The sequence below is a fragment of the Vibrio sp. 1727 genome, from assembly GCF_033344415.1.
In the GTDB taxonomy this organism is placed as follows: domain Bacteria; phylum Pseudomonadota; class Gammaproteobacteria; order Enterobacterales; family Vibrionaceae; genus Vibrio; species Vibrio alginolyticus.
Genome location: NZ_JAWPOT010000002.1, coordinates 1 through 16,246, shown reverse-complemented (window position 1 = coordinate 16,246; position 16,246 = coordinate 1). Strand labels below are relative to the sequence as shown.

The following is a 16,246-nucleotide window of genomic DNA, read 5'->3' as shown; positions in this document are numbered from 1 at the left end:
GCCCATTCGTTATTATAAGAAGGTACGCCCTATTCGGCGCAAATGACAAACTCCACTGTATTGTTTTAACCCAAGCGCTTCAAAAACGATCATGAAACCAAGGGAAAAGTAGCAAACAGTAATCACTGAGTGCTACTTAGAGGAACGCCGATACAAACCGCTATTTGCTGTCTGCTACGGCATAAGAACGTAGGTCACTACTTACGTGTTCTTGGCTGAATGTATATGGATTATCGTCATCAGCTAACTCGAATGCATCGTAGGTGCAGTCACCGATATCATTTCTCGGACAAACATAAACATTCGAACGTTCTATCATTTCTGTGTGGCATTTCGGGCATAGGTTTTTCATGTCACTCTCCTCTGATAACTTATTGATACATTGATAATTCCATGTTCTAGAGATCCATCTCCCTCCTTTACCTAAAACATCACTTAAACCCAACTTTGTTACACCCCAATTACTGAATCGGTGAGACAAAGCCATCGGGCTTAAGAGCGACCAAACTACAGTTAATCGATTGCAAAATATTTTCAGCCGTATTACCAATGACATAGCCAGATATACCAGTTCTCGCTAAGGTTCCCATTACCAGCACGTCTACCTCAATACTCTCTACGTAATCTGGAATCTTTTCGTCGGGTTTTCCATGCAGGTGGTGAATCACAATTTCACCTGTAATCCCAGACTCCTCCAACAGCTGTTGCAGAGCTTGTTTATGATCGGCTTTTGCTTTGTCGAGTTCATGTTTCAACTCAGCATCATCGACTTGAATCCAAGCGTTACCATTAAGGTAGTTTTCTAAGTAATACTCCCAGCAAGAAATCACGTGTAAACGACTATCGCAGGTGTCGGCTATCGAACGCGATAATTCGAGTAAACGCACGGCTAATGAGTGCTGTTCATCGCTTGCCGTTAATGGGTCGATAGCCACAGCAACACGGCGCTTATCTCTTGGCTTATCAATTGGTCGGTGCAACCAAAGCGGACAAGGGCATTTTCGTAACAGAGTCATATCAATAGCTTTGAAACCCTCAGCACCTTCACCGAGCGGTTCAGCTTCTTTGATGATGAGATCTTTGTTATCAGCTAATGCTTCTTGAATAATACAGACAGCGGGCTTTTCACTGCTTTTCACAGTAAGAGGAAATGCGAGATCCTCTTCAGAGAGTCCCAGCTTCTGTCTGTATTCGTGAATACTTTGTTTGAGGGAGTCTTGCAGCGATTGCTCATAACTTTGCTGATACTGGATCATGTCTGTTGGGAAATCAGGACACGCTATTAGCCCTGAGACAGGCACTTTGTTGCTAGATGCAATCCTCATCGCTTGTTCGAGGGCGTCACTATGGCCTGGCAATCCTTGTGTTGCAAAAAGTATGTTTGCGAATCGTTTCATACACACCTCCTTGTTTGGTTAAATATTAACCACCCACAAAGTATAATACCTAACGGATAATTGTAACGGCTTGTGACGTTGATGAAATCAATTCTCATTAAGAGACGGATATTGCTTCATTTTGTTTTACGTCACACTCTCCTTTCTTCACAACTATCGCCTTCGACCTAAATAAATTCCGCTACCTAAAATTGAGACCAAATAAAAACCCAAATTACTCAAAGTTTTTTCTCACCTTGAGTAACTTGGGTATAAGCAATAACACACTTAGTGTCCGGATTTAAATGGATGACCTAAATTTTCACGCAACTTAGTTTAAAGATGCCATCTCAATCACGAATCGATATGCAAAGTTTTACGGCTTTAGTGACCTAAAATCGCCGTAACTCAATGTTAAGGTTGTTGTTTTGTCGGTGCCAAAGCAATTTCACGAACACATACACCTTGCGGTTGCTGATAAGCAAACAGCACTGCTCGTGCAATGTCGTCTGCTGCCAACACGCCGCCCATATCCACCCTCCAAGCGTCATAGCCATCTTTAATATCTTGAGACGTTGTATGTGAAAGTAATTCCGTTTCCACTGCACCAGGTGCAATCGTCGTAACGCGAACATTCGATGACGCAACTTCTTCACGTACGTTTTCAGAAATAGCATGAACCGCAAATTTGGTACCGCAATAAGCAGCATGATCAGGGAATGTTTTCTTGCCCGCGATAGAGCTGATGTTAATGATCGTACCACTGTTACGTGCTTTCATAGGTGCTAGGACGGACTGCATGCCATTGAGCAAACCAATTACGTTCACATCAAACATGCGCTTCCACTCCGATGCTTCCTGAGTATCTATCTGACCGAGAAGCATAACGCCTGCGTTATTTACAAGTGCATCTACCGGACCATACAACGCTTCAGCTTTCTCAATTGCAGCCTCAAAAGAAGCTTTGTCGGTCACATCTACCTTTTCACAAAGCGTATTTGGTAAGTTTAATGCTTCCAAACGTTCTACACGTCTTGCTAACAAAAGAAGAGCATGGCCCTGTTCACTGAAGTGACGTGCAATCGCTTCACCAATGCCTGAACTAGCGCCTGTAATAACAATTAACTTTTTCATTTTGAATCCTTAATCGAACGGTTTACATCAGTGGCGGTAAGTTTAAGAAAACTTTGTTTGTTGATATATACCGACCTAGTTGAAACACTGTTGTTATACTGCAACAATACTTTTTTGAATTATGAAGAAGTCATCATGCAAACACACATCAACCTTGCGGATATTCGCTCTTTCGTCCTAATCGCTCAACTAGGAAACTTCACGAAAGCAGCAGAGCAACTTGGCGTTTCTCGCTCACACGTTTCACGTCAAATAACAAATCTGGAGCAACAGATTGGTGTCACTTTGCTACAAAGGACCACTCGAACACTGAACCTCACCGAAGCAGGCAAGGTTCTGTATAAACAGTGTGAAACTGCCCTTCACAATATTGATCAAGCTGTTATGGCAGTGGTTGATGATGTAGAAGACTTAAGAGGTGACATTCGTATCAACTGTGTGGGGGGCTATTTAGGAGAAGACGTTGTCGCAGATATCGTTGCTCAATTTCTAATCCAACACCCACAAGTGAGCATTAACTTAGATTTTAGTAGCCATCGTGTCGATTTAATCGCGGATGAATTCGATATCGCTTTTCGAATGGGAAAGTTAGACGACTCCAACTTTATCGCTCGCAAACTGATCGATGTGGAAATGGGGACATACGCAAGCCCAAACTATTTAGAAACATATGGCTATCCTTCTCATCCAAAGGACTTAGAAAAACACGTTTGTTTGACAGGTAGTGTGACACGGTGGGCATTTGAGAACACGAATACAAAGCAGTCAACGGAACACCAGATACGTGGACAGTTACGATGTAAGAGTGGCAGAGTAATGATAAAAGCAGCCTTGGCGGGAAATGGCATCATCCGTGTGCCAGCACTTTATTGTCAACAAGAACTCCAGACAGGCAAGCTAAAAGAAGTGTTTATCAATTGGAGCATTCCGAGTGTGGAATTTTCACTCCTTTATCATCACGACCGACATCAACCAAAACGCATCCGAGCCTTTGTTGATTTTACTACGCAATACTTTCGCAAACTGCAGAGTAAAGACAAGTAACCTGCACGTTGGTACCTGTCTATGTATGCTTTATAGGCTGAGCCTGTGAACCTGGGGTTTGTTCTAGAAAGAGTGTGAGCATTTTGACGCTTAAGGCTTGGTTTTCATAAACGTCAGAGGTGTTTGTCCAGTTTGCTTTTTGAAAAATGCAATAAAAGCACTGTCTGACGAAAACTCCAGCCAATCGGCAACTGCGCTGACTGGCATGCCCGTTGATAACAATTCAACTGCTTTTAAAAGCCTCCACTGTTGCCGCCAATCTTGATAGTTCATTCCCGTTTCCGACTTAAATAATCGTGTTACCGTCTTGGTGCTTGCCCCAACTTTGCTTGCAAGAGTAGTAAGCGAAGGAGCTAGAAATGAAGGTTCAACCAACTCTCGACGAAACGTTGTTAAGCGCCGATGTGATGGCAAAGGCAACTGAAACGAATAACGTTTCGCAGCATAAAACTCCTCCCAAAAAAGCGCCGTCGTATTTACCATCTCGCTGCTAGGCTTATCCCACTCCCAAAATGACATTTTATCAATAAGAGCTTGGAGTAAATTATTCACTTCTATCATCGCGATCTTACTCGGACAGGCAAACTCCTCACAATCAAAATACAAAGATCGGTACGCCACCACATTCGTCATTAGTGCGCGATGCGGCGTATTAGGTGGGATCCAAACCGCCTTTGTCGGTGGCAAAATACAAATCGAGTCTTCCAGAGCAAAACTCATACAACCTTGAGGTGCGTACAATAACTGCCCTTTCTTGTGCATATGCATACCTGAGTCGTGCTTGCCAATATCCGCAGCAATTCCCACTACACAATTAGAAATTTTGTCTGCATCAAATTGTGTTTTTTCGTTAATAAGCGCCATTTTGTCCGAATGTTGATGTATTTGGTTTTTATGTTGTTATTAGATCAATCATAGCCTCATTTATACTGCCCGCCAACTTCATTAACGATGGGTAACAATATGAATACTAAGCCCTCTTTATGGCTCATGCTGGTTATGTTGATGTTTCCGCAAATTGTAGAAACTATTTATAGCCCAGCGCTGAGCTCAATCGCTCTTTCATTTGATGTAAACCACGCACAAGCAGCCCAAACATTGTCGATTTACTTCCTAGCTTTTGCCATTGGCGTTGTAGTTTGGGGAGTTCTCGCAGATAAACTGGGAAGAAGGCCCACCATGCTTATTGGGCTCTTTATCTATGGCTGCGCATCTTTACTCGCAACTCAAACCGAAAGCTTTGCTGTTGTCATGACCGCGCGAGCCCTAAGCGCATTTGGTATCGCGGTAGGATCCGTTGTCACACAGACCATGCTTCGTGACGCGTTTGACGGTCAAGAACTGAGTAAAGTCTTTAGCTTAATGGGGATGGGTATATCAATCAGCCCGGTAGTTGGCATGCTATTAGGCGGGCAGCTTACAGCGCTTGGTGGATACCGTTATGTGTTTTTTGCCTTGTTTTTAATCGCGTTAGTATTGCTCGCTTACAACGTTATTAAGCTTCCTGAAACACAGAAGGAACAGACACCAGTACGGTTGCATCAACTTAGCTGGAAAATGGTAAGAGACGCGCGAATTTGGCGCTCAGGATTACTGGTTGCTTTGTATAACATTGCTCTATTTTCTTATTACCAGCTTGGCGCATTTACTTTCTCGGTACTTGGGTATAACTCCGAACAATTTGGATACAGTGGCATGGTACTGGGGTTAGGCACTCTGCTTGGGAGTTGTTTAAACAAATCCCTAGTGTCTAAAAATGTTCGAAAAAGCCAACTACTTTGGCTCTCAGCAGTATTGCTTAGTTTGGGATCAGTCGGTGTGTTGATTCTGAGCCAATCAATCTGGTTTGTTGCTCCAATGGTGTTAGTCGTCATGTCTTATGGGATTGCGATACCCAATATACTCAGTGACGCACTCGTTGATTATAAACAACAGGTAGGTAGCGCAGGCGCTTTATTTGGGCTCATGTACTACATCATGATCGGGACGGGATTAGCGATGGCTGGAACAGCACAAAACTTAGGTGTCGTTCTATTAGCATGTAGCTGTTTAGCGATTTTATTAGCGTTTTCTAAAAGGCAAGTTCATACCAACTTGTGACCAGATACTACGCATTGCTTGCCTAATCTTCCGAAGATTGGTCTACATCTTTTCTAACGGTTAACTAAAACGTAAATAAAAAGCGCCTGTCGGCGCTTTAATTATCCATAGATCTTATTGCCATGTTGGCTCGCCAAACTCTTCACAACGTTGCTTGTCGTAATTTTCAATGCGCCCGCGTTTACCTACAAACTGAACCTGAACAACCATTCCAGCTTCAACATATTCACTGAAATAATCGCAAGAAACACGAAAACTAGTATCGCGTATAACAATTGGTACCCATTCATAGCCGCCGCTGCGTGGTAAGTAAGACTTGAAGGTAATGACCCCGTCATCTGAAACGTTGATTTCTTCATCATATTCATTCAACTTATAAAAACGTTGTCCATCAAACTCTGTCTTTGCTTTTTCAATTATTTCCTTCGTTGCTGTCGATTGCATCGGCGTATTTGAGACCAGTTGACACCCAACAACAGATGTCAATACGGACAAAGCCAAAGCGAGTTTAGTTATTTTATTCATTTACCTAACCACTGTTGAATTATTCAACACTTACCATTTTAAAAGGAGGGAGACCATACTTTATTTTAAAGAAAATAAAAAGCGCCTTTCGGCGCTTTTTATCTGAACATTTCTTATCCAAACGTCTCGAGTAGATTTTCTAGAAAAGCTAACTTTTTATTACAATGAATTTTATTTAGGCTCTCACCGGAATCTATTGCTATTTAATCCCAAGCTTCAAACTCATTAGGCTTTACGTGTTTTATTTTTAATCTAACGTTGGGATCCAGAGCTGTTTCAGTTCCCAATTCACAGTAGTACTCAACAGCATTTTCATCTTCAATCATGTCAACGAAGCTAGCAACGACACTCAACCGTCCACCACCTCTAGTCAATGAAAAGTACGCATTCTTGTTTTCATTTACTTCAAATTTCAAAGGAATGAATTCAGGTTCTTCAAGAGAAATATCTATCCATTTATAGTTATCTAAACTCTTCCCCTTTCGTGGGGCATAAACTGTTTTCAACCCATTTTCGTCAACAACGAAGTACATCGAATTCTCAGCTTGATTAAAGCAAGCTTTCAAACTGCCACCTTTATTTTCTAAATCACACGTAAATATGACAGAATTTTGGTTGCAGCTTGCACTTACAAAATTTGAAAACGACACAATAAATGAAAACCCGACCATCACAATTGATTTATAAATTTCATTGAATTTAAGCATTTCAACTACATTAAAAATAAAAACAATATATTCACTTTATATTAAAATAGTCTTCATCAGGGAATTTTTCGTTGGTTTTGTTAGTACTATACTTTCCATTATATGGATTAATCGTCAGTTCTTCACCATTATTATCAAACTTAAACTGCCTTCCATCAAACTCTCCCTTTATCCTTAAACTTACTCTACCTTCAATAATCTCAACATATTCATATCTTGATGAAAAACTATTCCAGCAAACATCTCGCCTATGTTCGTCATAATTAGCAGAAAAAACTATTGTAGAAGAACAATAATTCTCTTCTCCATTTCTATTCCAATACAAAATCCTATCTTTAGGTATGTTCATATTAAAATTATCTCTCTGGAAAATGTAAGACAACACGCCAGTATAATTATTATTAGCGTTTTTTATTATTTTACCATTATCTCTGTCCAATAATGTATGATCGATAATATCAAAACCATAATCGTAAATGTCATAACTAAGGTTCAAACTACCAATCTCTTTTGGAACTTCTTTTTTTTCTGTGTCAAAAATAAAGTATGCTTCGCTATTTATATTACCATTAGTCAAGTCAACCAAATAAAGCTCTTCATTCAATTTAATTAAATCGCTTGTGCCACATGAGTCAAAAAAGCTAAAATCATATGAAGTTCCATTTGCTTTTAGAGAATATTGACAAAAAGGCCCCTCAGCCTCTGTGAATTTTTGCTCTTGCGTAATACTGCTTTCCGCAAAAGAATATGTTGATAAAAAGATTAAACTAAATGTAATCATTTTATTCATTTATCATTAACTCCAGCTTGTGATGTACACTCTTACTTCTTTTATAGTAATTTTTATTGATCATTGAACTATCCTTAAGATAAAACTTACTAAAGTCATAGCTATCGGATATTGAATTACAATTAATCAACTTTGAAAGTTTTAATAAGTTATTTTTTCTCTCTAACAAATGATTGTAACCACCATTTACTGAGATCGTTACACGAAATAGATCATTCTTGGTAGCGAATGGACGAATATCTCCCCAAGCACTACCTTTTACCCAAAACCACCCTGAAGAATCTACTGCCGTGTGTAAATCTTTAGCAACGCTTTCTATCATTTCTTTTGTAAGATCTTTAGTATTCACACCAAAGTATTTAGCATAGTTTTCTATATGTGTTATCTGTAATAAACCACGTCCATGATAGAATGCACCACCTCTGTACTTATTCCATTTCTCTGGATATTTCCCGTTATAATAGTACTCTTCCGTCGTTTTGAAAAAATCACTTTCTTGAAATGCTTGAGACAGAAAGTGGATTTTATTCAAACAATCATCGATTTCATACGTCCTAAACATGTCATTCAAGCTATTTAATAACTCATCTAAAGAAACATTTCTCATACTGTCATAATGAGAGTTCTCAAAAATAGTTTCTTTTCCACCTAAGACTTCAAGTAAAAAACTCTTGGAAATATCACGATTACAGAAACATTTACTTTGGGTGTGATTTCCTACAAAAGGCCAATAATGCCAAAGGCTCTTATCATCGCTTAGTTGCAAATCACCATGTAAATCTTGCATCCATGAAAACTTATCTGCTCTTTCCAGTTCGAATTGCGAGAAAAGATCAAAGCTATCCATCACTTGATCGCGCCATGGGGAGTTACGGTAGTCCTCTATAGTCACAAAACCAGCGGAGCACTTAATATCTAGAGCTTCCTTTGCGGTCTGATGGATTGATTCATAAAGACTTTGTGACGACTCTGTATGCCAATCTGTAGGATGTTTCACAATAAATCGCTCAAAGTGTTTACGCTTACCGTCTAAGTATACTTTGGCATCGCGAGCAGTGAACGAGGAGAAGTCCGTTACTTGATCTTCTGTCACAGATTCAAGTAATTGCTGAATAAACGAATTACTCATATCAACGGCACCGCTACTATCGGCCCCATCGAGAACAACAAGTGGATTTTCTTCCGCATTTTTGGGAGAAATCTGTTTTTTGAAAAATTCGGGCGGCTCCTCAAAAGAGAGCATCTCGATATGCACACGATTATCTTCTTTCTTAGTTCCAATTGCATCGTTACTGTACTCATGCAGTCCCATGTAACCGATATCTTCCCCAGCTGAAACCTTTATCCCCTCTCTAAATAGGAGTGGGAGTAAAGAAACCACACTACCGTCCCTAATCATTGCCGCCTTGTCCGACATCCATTTAGGTTCTGAAACTGGTTCTGATAGGACAGCAGAGGAATCTTCTAAAATGTCAAAGTCACTATTGAGACCCGAAGCAAACCAAACAATCTTGTTTAACAGTGCTTTTTCGCTACCACTTGCCGATTTACCATTCTCTACCACACGGCACTTTATCATTTTGTAGGTATTTTGGTCGATCTGGTATGGATGGGTCTCCTTCTCTTCTGCATACAGGTATTCAAGTAATGTTCCTTTAGACATCGACTGTTTTTTTTCACCAGAATTAGTAGGCACATCACTATGTTTGAAAGTGCGTACATTTCTCGCTTCTTGTAAACGGTAACGCGTGGTTATAGATGAATTGGCGCCAATATCTGAAGGTGGCGCAAGGTGCATATAAAGTGTATAGAACTTAAATACATCTTCATTATCTTCGGGGTTTACAGCCTCATGCTCGATAAGCACAAAGTTATTACTATACTTAAACTCTTGCTCTTGGTACGTTGATGTTAGGTAATCAGGATTTATGCGAAATGCCACTATTTTTCCATCAAGCATCGCTTGAATAGGTCTGAGCCCTTTCCCCCACGGTAACATTTTTGATGTTAAGTGAATGCCACTATGCCAACCGTACCCTTGTCCTATTAAATAACGACCGCTCTTAGCTTGATCAAACAATTTCGTAAAATCACTGAGCGTGTAGTAAGCGTCACCTTCTCGTTGCGCTATCGGAAAAACTGCATCCATGATTTAAATGTCCTAGTCAGAAAAGTTATCGTCAAAAGTGACAAATGATGGGCGGTTCAAGTTGTTTGACTTCGTGTACACCACCGCATTAACCCTACCTAAATTAGTAGCAAAGCTAGATTGGCTCGCTATGTTAACGGTACTCCCAAGGGCCATTGCCGATATAGAAATTAGGGTGTCATTTTTGGTTTCGAAAATTTGGCTAATGACGTCAGGAAGTGCTTGTTTGAAGTGGTTAAGTGCTTTTTTATAACCGTTTATACCCTCTTCAACAGAACTCAACGATCTTGCAGAAGCTTGGCTTTGTATGAAATCTAAACGACCGATGATTTCACTGTTTAGCTCATCGATGTATGAACAGATTTGATTGTTTATCAACGTCCATAAAACAAACTGCAAATACTTCACAGTATTCCCAGTCCCTAAAAAGCGAAGCTTCGCTAATAATTCATAGGGAGGCTCAAACACATCAGCTTGATATAAGACTCTCAATATATCGCCATTTTCGTGCACTTGCTCCAAGAGCAGTTCAACTAAAGGTTCATATTTCTCTAGCGCAGTAGTATCAGTTTGGATGTGATAAAGTGCCGAAACATAAGCATCAGAAAAATCTTTAGAGTGATTTTGACTAATCGCATAAGGAGACGATATACGGCTTTGCTCTAACACAATATCTTTAAAGTCATCATCACTGAAGGATGGGGACATCAATATGCCCCAGTCATTAGCAACCCCAACACGATCTTCCCAAAATGGCGAGCGGCGACCTGCTACAAACGTACAAAAATCATTCGGATCAGGGTAAGTTTCCGTAACAATATTTTCAGCTAAAGATTGGTTCGGGGTGTAAGAGTCTTGAGTTTCGCTGAGCACTAACCTGCATTCTTTTAGAGCGAGACCATTAACAGATGCTTTTCCGCTAGAATCCAGCACTCCACTCCCAATGACAGCACCTGAAGGTTCGACTAAAGAAAATTGTGCATTAGAGTAAGGGAGCCCATTTGGATATTTGCATTCTATATCCAGCGTATACGTCCCTTCCTGCTCTTCACTCACAGAAACCGATGGGTTTTGTGCGCCGCCAAGACACACAGTGTTGGCTTTGTTCATGGTCATTTGATCGGACAGGCGACATACGCCCTTACCTTCAAATTTAACCGTTGGTGAGGCTGAAATGAATTTTGCTTCAGCTTCTATCGTGCCAGAGGAAACGCCTTTTCTGTCACCGCCCGCATCGCCGGTACTTTTTGAGAACGTACTGCCCTTGATAGCGACACTGTTACCGCCATCCATAGAGACTGTCGTAGTCCCACCAGCAAGGTCTGCTGATTTAGCATTGTTGCCATAAGGGATAGGGACGACTGGCTTGCCGACCTTAGTTAAACAAACATCTGGGAGCGTTGCATTCGCTTCACCACCTGAGCCTTTATGAACTATCGAAAGTCCATTCGCACCAACTGTTACGCCCATAACCAATCCATTTGAATTTTATTGATTGAATGATAAAAGAGATCGCAAACTGCAACCTCTCTAAATGACTAGTGAATTTCACTAAAAGACCAGTGATATTCACAACAAGCCCTAAAACTGGCAGAAGATCTCATTTTAGATCTCTGGTTATCTATACATTTCAAGCAGTTGCTGAAATTTTAAGTCTATGACGATGTAGGTTGCCGCATACATAAGCGCAAACGTCATCGCACTAAGACTTAAGATCAGCTTGGGTGAAATTACCCTTTTTAACGGCTTCTTTAGATATTTAGCTTTAAGGTTGATTAAAGAAACTTTTTCTTGTTCTGCTAGGCGGTCATCTCGCACTAATCGATAAATGGTGCTGCCAATTTCCGCTAACTTTTCGTTGCCACGCTCTTCACGGCCGTACTTGCCTTGGAAACCAAGTTGAAGCAATAAATAGAGAAACTCTATAACGTGACGGTATTTGCGAGGGTCGGCTTTTAAGCGGTCGAGAATAACGAAAAACTTGTCACCACCAGATGTTTCGTTGTGGAATTCAGACAGTAAGCTGTTCTGGCTCCAGTGACTATTTGCCCCCCACTCTTGTCGACAAACAGATTCATCAATCGCCGCACACAAGCAGTAACGAATAACAAGAACCGAAGCACGATCGAGCTCCATTTCATTAAGTTTTCGTTCACCTTTTCGAATCTCACGTGCCACTTGTTCACGAAATGGCATCGGGTCATCAAGCCAAGGGATCGAAGACATACAAGACAGACTGGCGATCAACCATGAGAACTGGTCCACTAGCGGGTTAATACCCATGTTGTCGATAGATAGATCTTGTACTGCGATGTTTCTCGACAAGTCAGGCGCTGGCATTACCTCCATTGGTTTGCCAGGCTCTGGTTGGAATAAGACTACGGTGACGTCGGTTTCTGCGTAACTCATAGACGAACGGCCCAAAGTTGCAATGATAAGTTAGCGAAATCGCCCGCAACGTGAATCGCAATCGCAGCAGTGTTCTTCAATGCCATCCACTCTTCGCCCGTTTTATCGAGCTCGAAATAGGTGTAGCCAGCGTGATACGGCAGCGCGCGTGGCACAACTGGCATTGGTTTGATCTCAATCCCAGGCAGTTGAAGGTTAATCAAGTCACGTATGTTATCGATAGAACCGATCTTCGTTTGGCTGACAAACTGGGTATGCAGAACATCCAAGGTCACGTCGGCTTTAACTGCGAGGATAAAGGTTGTCGTATCAATGATCTTATTGTCAGGGATTGCTGCCGTTCTGATGCCATAGTTCTGATCTTTTAAGGTCAGTGGAATTGCTCTTTGCTCAGACATCACGCTCAATGTCATTTTCGCACTGTCTAGGACGCGAGAAAGACAGCTAGTAAGATCACCATGATTGTACTTCGTAAACTCAATAGGTCGGCGTGTCGTTGAGCACAGCGTCGAAAGCTCACCCTCTGCCTGAAGAAGAATTCGATACAAAGACTCAGGATGCACAGCTTCTGTGCTTGCGAAATGCCAAAACAAGGGTTCGTATCGGTTGAGCGCTTGCAATAGCATAAAGTCAGAAACCGATGATACGCCTTGTTGATCCACCACCCCTAATCGCTGAACTATCGATTCCGCGCGATGCTTCAACATAGAAGCAAACTCGGTCGCAAATTTACTCAGTACTGTCGACGCATGAATATCGATGCAGGTAGGAATGAAACTATCATCTAAGATCACGCTGCCATCAGGCTTCACTTCTGAGATCTTTAAGATCGGAATAGACGTGTAAGCACTCTTATCTTCATGATCGTACATTAAGCAAAAGTTAAGCTTACCGACGACGATATTTGCCATGTCTTCCGAATCATAACAAGCGTCAACCGCTTCTTGAGATTCCATCGTATAGCGCGCACCGTCTTTTTTGGTACCAAATAACTCAGAACGTTCCGATGGTAACGGACAGCACAAATAAACGACTTTATCGGCAATCGAAGGATCTACATCTTTCACTTCAGGCAGCTCAGCAAGCAACGGAAGCTCAAATGGTGTCCGGTCTTGTAAAATACCTTCAGCACGAGTAATACCGATTTTACCCAGTGCTAGTAACTGAGAGTTGATTTCTAAACGTTTAATTCCCCAATGCAAAGGCGATGCATTGGCACTCAGTAGGCTCGATAGTTTACTTTGCGAACGATCGAGTTGTTGAAAATGCTGCGGCTTCATGAACATTCCATCTTGCCAAACAACTGGATTGTATAAAGACATGTTTCTATCCCTTAAAAGTAAACCTGTTCAATGCCGCGAGTGTTATCAGAAATTAACTCACTGCCCTCTAACTTGAGCTTGATGTAGTACTCGCTCTTCTCTTCAATAACTTCCACTTTTCGCCATGACGAACCATCAATATCACGAAAAGCCACTGAAAAACCGACGGCACGAGTGTCAGGGTCTAGCGTTAGCATTTCATGAACTTTTCCACCTGGCTGTATTTGATATTCGTAACGTTTGATGTACTCATCACCCAACGACGCTTTATCGCTCTCAAACAAGGCAAAGAAATCTAAGCTTCGGAACAATACTGGCGAACTTAATTCGTGAAGACGAAGAATAACTGGAGATGACTGGCCCCCATTTCTCACATTGAGTACAGGTGATGCATCAATAACCAATTCAATCGACGAAGTTTCTGGTGTGATACCAGTGGACTCTTTAAATTGATCCCACATGGAACAACCGGACAACATGGCAAATCCGAGTAATACGGCGATACTACGCATGGTTTCCCTTAATCACTTTGTTATAGTTTTTCTTAATCAGCCCTTTTAAGGATGTTTCATTAAGCAGGCGACGATTATTAGTGTAGAAATCTAGGTATTCGGCCCACAGCTTTGACTTAGTTGAGAACAAAGACTGGCTAGTGACCCTGTTAGCAAATGCTACGGGATCGTTCGTTTCTGACTGTTCTAAAATGAGCTCATTCAGTGCTTTGTTAAACATAACTTGGTGATCGTTCAGCTCATCGAGCATTTGTTCAACCAGTTCATTTGGAGCCAGTAATTGCTGACTATTCAAAGTGAGCATTAGCTCTGCGATGTTCGAGTTAGCCTCACTCGCACTCTGCTCATCTTTTAACGATTCCACTTCGTGCAACTCTTTCTGTAGATTATCAATACATAAACGCAAGCAAGTGCCCATTTGCTTGAATAACTGCGCCTCGTTTGTCATCAGCTCTGGATTTCGAATACCCAAACCATCAAAAAACGCTTGCGCTATATCTTGAGAGCAAACGGCCGCATCAGTATCGACTTGTGCTTTCGTCGTACTGTTTATCGCGTGCTCTGCCGTAGGTATTTGAAGTTGCTGATTAGTGTTAGGAGAAGGCGTAAAAGATTGGGTCATCTCTTCCCATTTTGACCCTGTATTAGCCTGCTCTACGACCATCTCAGTAACATTATGCGTACGATGTTGTCTTTGAATCGTGCTATCTGGGGCTACTGTGCCTGGTTGCATCACCTCAGCTGAGGCAATATCGGCTCTATGTGCCTTACCGCTTTCTAGCGCTGATGTATCATTGACTGATGCGTTACTCTTGGTTTCCGCAGCCATCCAGTCTTCAGGGATTAGGCTTGGCTGATCGAATTCGGAATATATGCTGAAACTGTCATCGACCACCTGACGTGTGCTTTCCACGGTTCTAGGTTGTTCAGATTCTGTACGCTCATTATCACGAATTAAGTAATCGTCATCTCGCTGCATCGAAAAGTTAAGGTGAGCAACAGGATCATGACAATCAATGTCATCCTGTTTAGTCTCCATAAACAAATCTTCTAAGGCACCGACTTTTTCTTCCTCTTCGACAACCGCATCTCCTAGACTAACCAGAGGATCGCTAGATACTCGCTCAGGAGCAATATCAGCGGCGATGTCTAGTGTTGAGGTAACGTGCTCAAGAGAAACACCAATCTCATATTGCCCTAAAGAAATGATGTCGCCATCAACTATCGCAACGGGTTGATTTTTTAGTATTTTATTCCCATTTACCATTGTGCCGTTAGTTGATACGTCACTTATATAGTAGGTATCTCCATACACGCTGAGCAAACAATGAGTGCCCGAGATAAAGCGGTTGTGATCGGCTAAAGACACGCTACAGCTTGGGGAACGACCTATCGAACCACCACTTTCAGGCATTTCAATATGCTTTGCACCGGTGTATTCCTCTGGACACTTTGAGATAAATAAAACTAGCTGATTTGAGTACATTTACGAACCTCAAAAGAGCAAAGAAACTGATAGTTCAAGCCCACCAATTCCATCATTTACAACCGGAAGGATATAAGAGGCCTGCGGGATAATTTGTATATGGGCGTCAGGATTACTGCCTAACTTTATAGCAGTACCAAGGGTCACAACCGCACCTAACTCAAACTGGTCGATGTCTTCAACACTCTCATAACGATAGCCCTCTTGGTCTACTTGCCAGCGATTAGAATATTGCGAGTAACCGACAGACAAGCCCGCACCAACGTATGGCGTGAAAACACTCCAAGAAGTCAACGCATATTGAGGAACAACACGAAGTTCATAGTTCGTCGCTTCTTGATATAAGCCGTTTGCTGGCGCTTCAATATCTTCTGCTAGATAGTTTAGCCCTAACCACCAACGCCAACGGTTATTGTTTTCATCAATAGGACGAGTATGAACCAAGCCGAACCTAAGCGTATCCTGCTCACCACTTTTACCTTCATCGTATTTAATGCTATCGATAGTCAACATACTGGTAGAGAGTCCATATCGCTCCCCTTTTGCCATTGCAACAGAAGAAAATAGACACATGGCTGAAATCAGCCCAATTTGACTTGGTTTTAGCATTTCGTCGGCTTTGTTGCTTAATTCGGTGAGAAGACATGGTAGCCCCATGTTGATCAGTTCTTAAACAACATACCGAGTTTCAG

Annotated in this window: 15 protein-coding genes and 1 pseudogene; 2 read left to right on the top strand and 14 right to left on the bottom strand. The window is 41.6% G+C overall.

All coding sequences use genetic code 11. The features are described from left to right. Nucleotides 1-160: 160 nt before the first annotated feature. The 3 genes from R8O10_RS02505 to R8O10_RS02495 form a co-directional block, all read right to left on the bottom strand. Nucleotides 161-352 (bottom strand): hypothetical protein, encoded by a 192-nt coding sequence (locus R8O10_RS02505; RefSeq protein WP_005373328.1) that lies wholly within the window; start codon nucleotides 350-352, stop codon nucleotides 161-163. Between the two features lie 109 nt (nucleotides 353-461). Further along, nucleotides 462-1,397 carry a universal stress protein gene (locus R8O10_RS02500; RefSeq protein ID WP_005373330.1) on the bottom strand — a complete coding sequence of 312 codons (936 nt, stop codon included), beginning with the start codon at nucleotides 1,395-1,397 and terminating at the stop codon, nucleotides 462-464. A 393-nt stretch (nucleotides 1,398-1,790) separates the two neighbouring features. Continuing rightward, complete coding sequence (locus tag R8O10_RS02495; protein WP_318191069.1) at nucleotides 1,791-2,510, bottom strand: SDR family oxidoreductase; 720 nt, start codon at nucleotides 2,508-2,510, stop codon at nucleotides 1,791-1,793. Between the two features lie 135 nt (nucleotides 2,511-2,645). Between R8O10_RS02495 and R8O10_RS02490 the strand changes: the two genes are divergently transcribed. Next, nucleotides 2,646-3,554: a LysR family transcriptional regulator gene (locus tag R8O10_RS02490; RefSeq protein ID WP_262629870.1), complete on the top strand. Its 909-nt coding sequence runs from the start codon at nucleotides 2,646-2,648 to the stop codon at nucleotides 3,552-3,554. Nucleotides 3,555-3,644: 90 nt separating this feature from the next. On the opposite strand, the gene R8O10_RS02485 is transcribed toward R8O10_RS02490, so the two are convergent. Further along, on the bottom strand, nucleotides 3,645-4,418 hold the full coding sequence (locus tag R8O10_RS02485) for an AraC family transcriptional regulator (RefSeq protein ID WP_064354682.1): 774 nt from the start codon (nucleotides 4,416-4,418) through the stop codon (nucleotides 3,645-3,647). 99 nt (nucleotides 4,419-4,517) lie between these two features. Here R8O10_RS02485 and R8O10_RS02480 point away from each other — a divergent pair, with 99 nt between their 5' ends. Beyond that, nucleotides 4,518-5,654, top strand: a complete 1,137-nt coding sequence (locus R8O10_RS02480) for a multidrug effflux MFS transporter (RefSeq protein WP_005373339.1) — start codon at nucleotides 4,518-4,520, stop codon at nucleotides 5,652-5,654. Between the two features lie 114 nt (nucleotides 5,655-5,768). On the opposite strand, the gene R8O10_RS02475 is transcribed toward R8O10_RS02480, so the two are convergent. The 10 genes and pseudogenes from R8O10_RS02475 to R8O10_RS02430 form a co-directional block, all read right to left on the bottom strand. Further along, on the bottom strand, nucleotides 5,769-6,179 hold the full coding sequence (locus tag R8O10_RS02475) for a hypothetical protein (RefSeq protein ID WP_005373341.1): 411 nt from the start codon (nucleotides 6,177-6,179) through the stop codon (nucleotides 5,769-5,771). A gap of 203 nt (nucleotides 6,180-6,382) precedes the next feature. Continuing rightward, entirely contained in the window at nucleotides 6,383-6,886 is a 504-nt protein-coding gene (locus tag R8O10_RS02470) for a hypothetical protein (protein WP_318191068.1), read from the bottom strand. A 31-nt stretch (nucleotides 6,887-6,917) separates the two neighbouring features. Beyond that, complete coding sequence (locus R8O10_RS02465) at nucleotides 6,918-7,676, bottom strand: hypothetical protein (RefSeq protein WP_005373345.1); 759 nt, start codon at nucleotides 7,674-7,676, stop codon at nucleotides 6,918-6,920. After that, a complete protein-coding gene (locus tag R8O10_RS02460) occupies nucleotides 7,669-9,825 on the bottom strand; it encodes a hypothetical protein (RefSeq protein ID WP_318191067.1) in 2,157 nt (718 codons plus the stop codon). Before R8O10_RS02460 ends, R8O10_RS02465 begins: the two co-directional genes overlap by 8 nt. Before the next feature lie 902 nt (nucleotides 9,826-10,727). After that, nucleotides 10,728-11,295 (bottom strand): annotated as a pseudogene (locus R8O10_RS27910) (DUF4150 domain-containing protein); the annotation flags it as partial. Between the two features lie 147 nt (nucleotides 11,296-11,442). Further along, nucleotides 11,443-12,234 carry a type IVB secretion system protein IcmH/DotU gene (gene icmH, locus R8O10_RS02450; protein ID WP_005373354.1) on the bottom strand — a complete coding sequence of 264 codons (792 nt, stop codon included), beginning with the start codon at nucleotides 12,232-12,234 and terminating at the stop codon, nucleotides 11,443-11,445. Continuing rightward, nucleotides 12,231-13,556, bottom strand: a complete 1,326-nt coding sequence (gene tssK / locus R8O10_RS02445) for a type VI secretion system baseplate subunit TssK (RefSeq protein ID WP_005373357.1) — start codon at nucleotides 13,554-13,556, stop codon at nucleotides 12,231-12,233. Before tssK ends, icmH begins: the two co-directional genes overlap by 4 nt. Before the next feature lie 11 nt (nucleotides 13,557-13,567). Then, the gene (gene tssJ / locus R8O10_RS02440; RefSeq protein WP_269334009.1) at nucleotides 13,568-14,068 is read right to left on the bottom strand and encodes a type VI secretion system lipoprotein TssJ; all 501 of its coding nucleotides are present in this window, start codon (nucleotides 14,066-14,068) and stop codon (nucleotides 13,568-13,570) included. Next, entirely contained in the window at nucleotides 14,061-15,554 is a 1,494-nt protein-coding gene (locus R8O10_RS02435) for a type VI secretion system-associated FHA domain protein (RefSeq protein WP_064369333.1), read from the bottom strand. The genes tssJ and R8O10_RS02435 overlap by 8 nt, the downstream gene beginning before the upstream one ends. Nucleotides 15,555-15,563: 9 nt before the next feature. Then, nucleotides 15,564-16,163, bottom strand: coding sequence for a hypothetical protein (locus tag R8O10_RS02430; RefSeq protein ID WP_017633753.1), 600 nt, complete (start codon nucleotides 16,161-16,163; stop codon nucleotides 15,564-15,566). Nucleotides 16,164-16,246 lie beyond the last annotated feature (83 nt).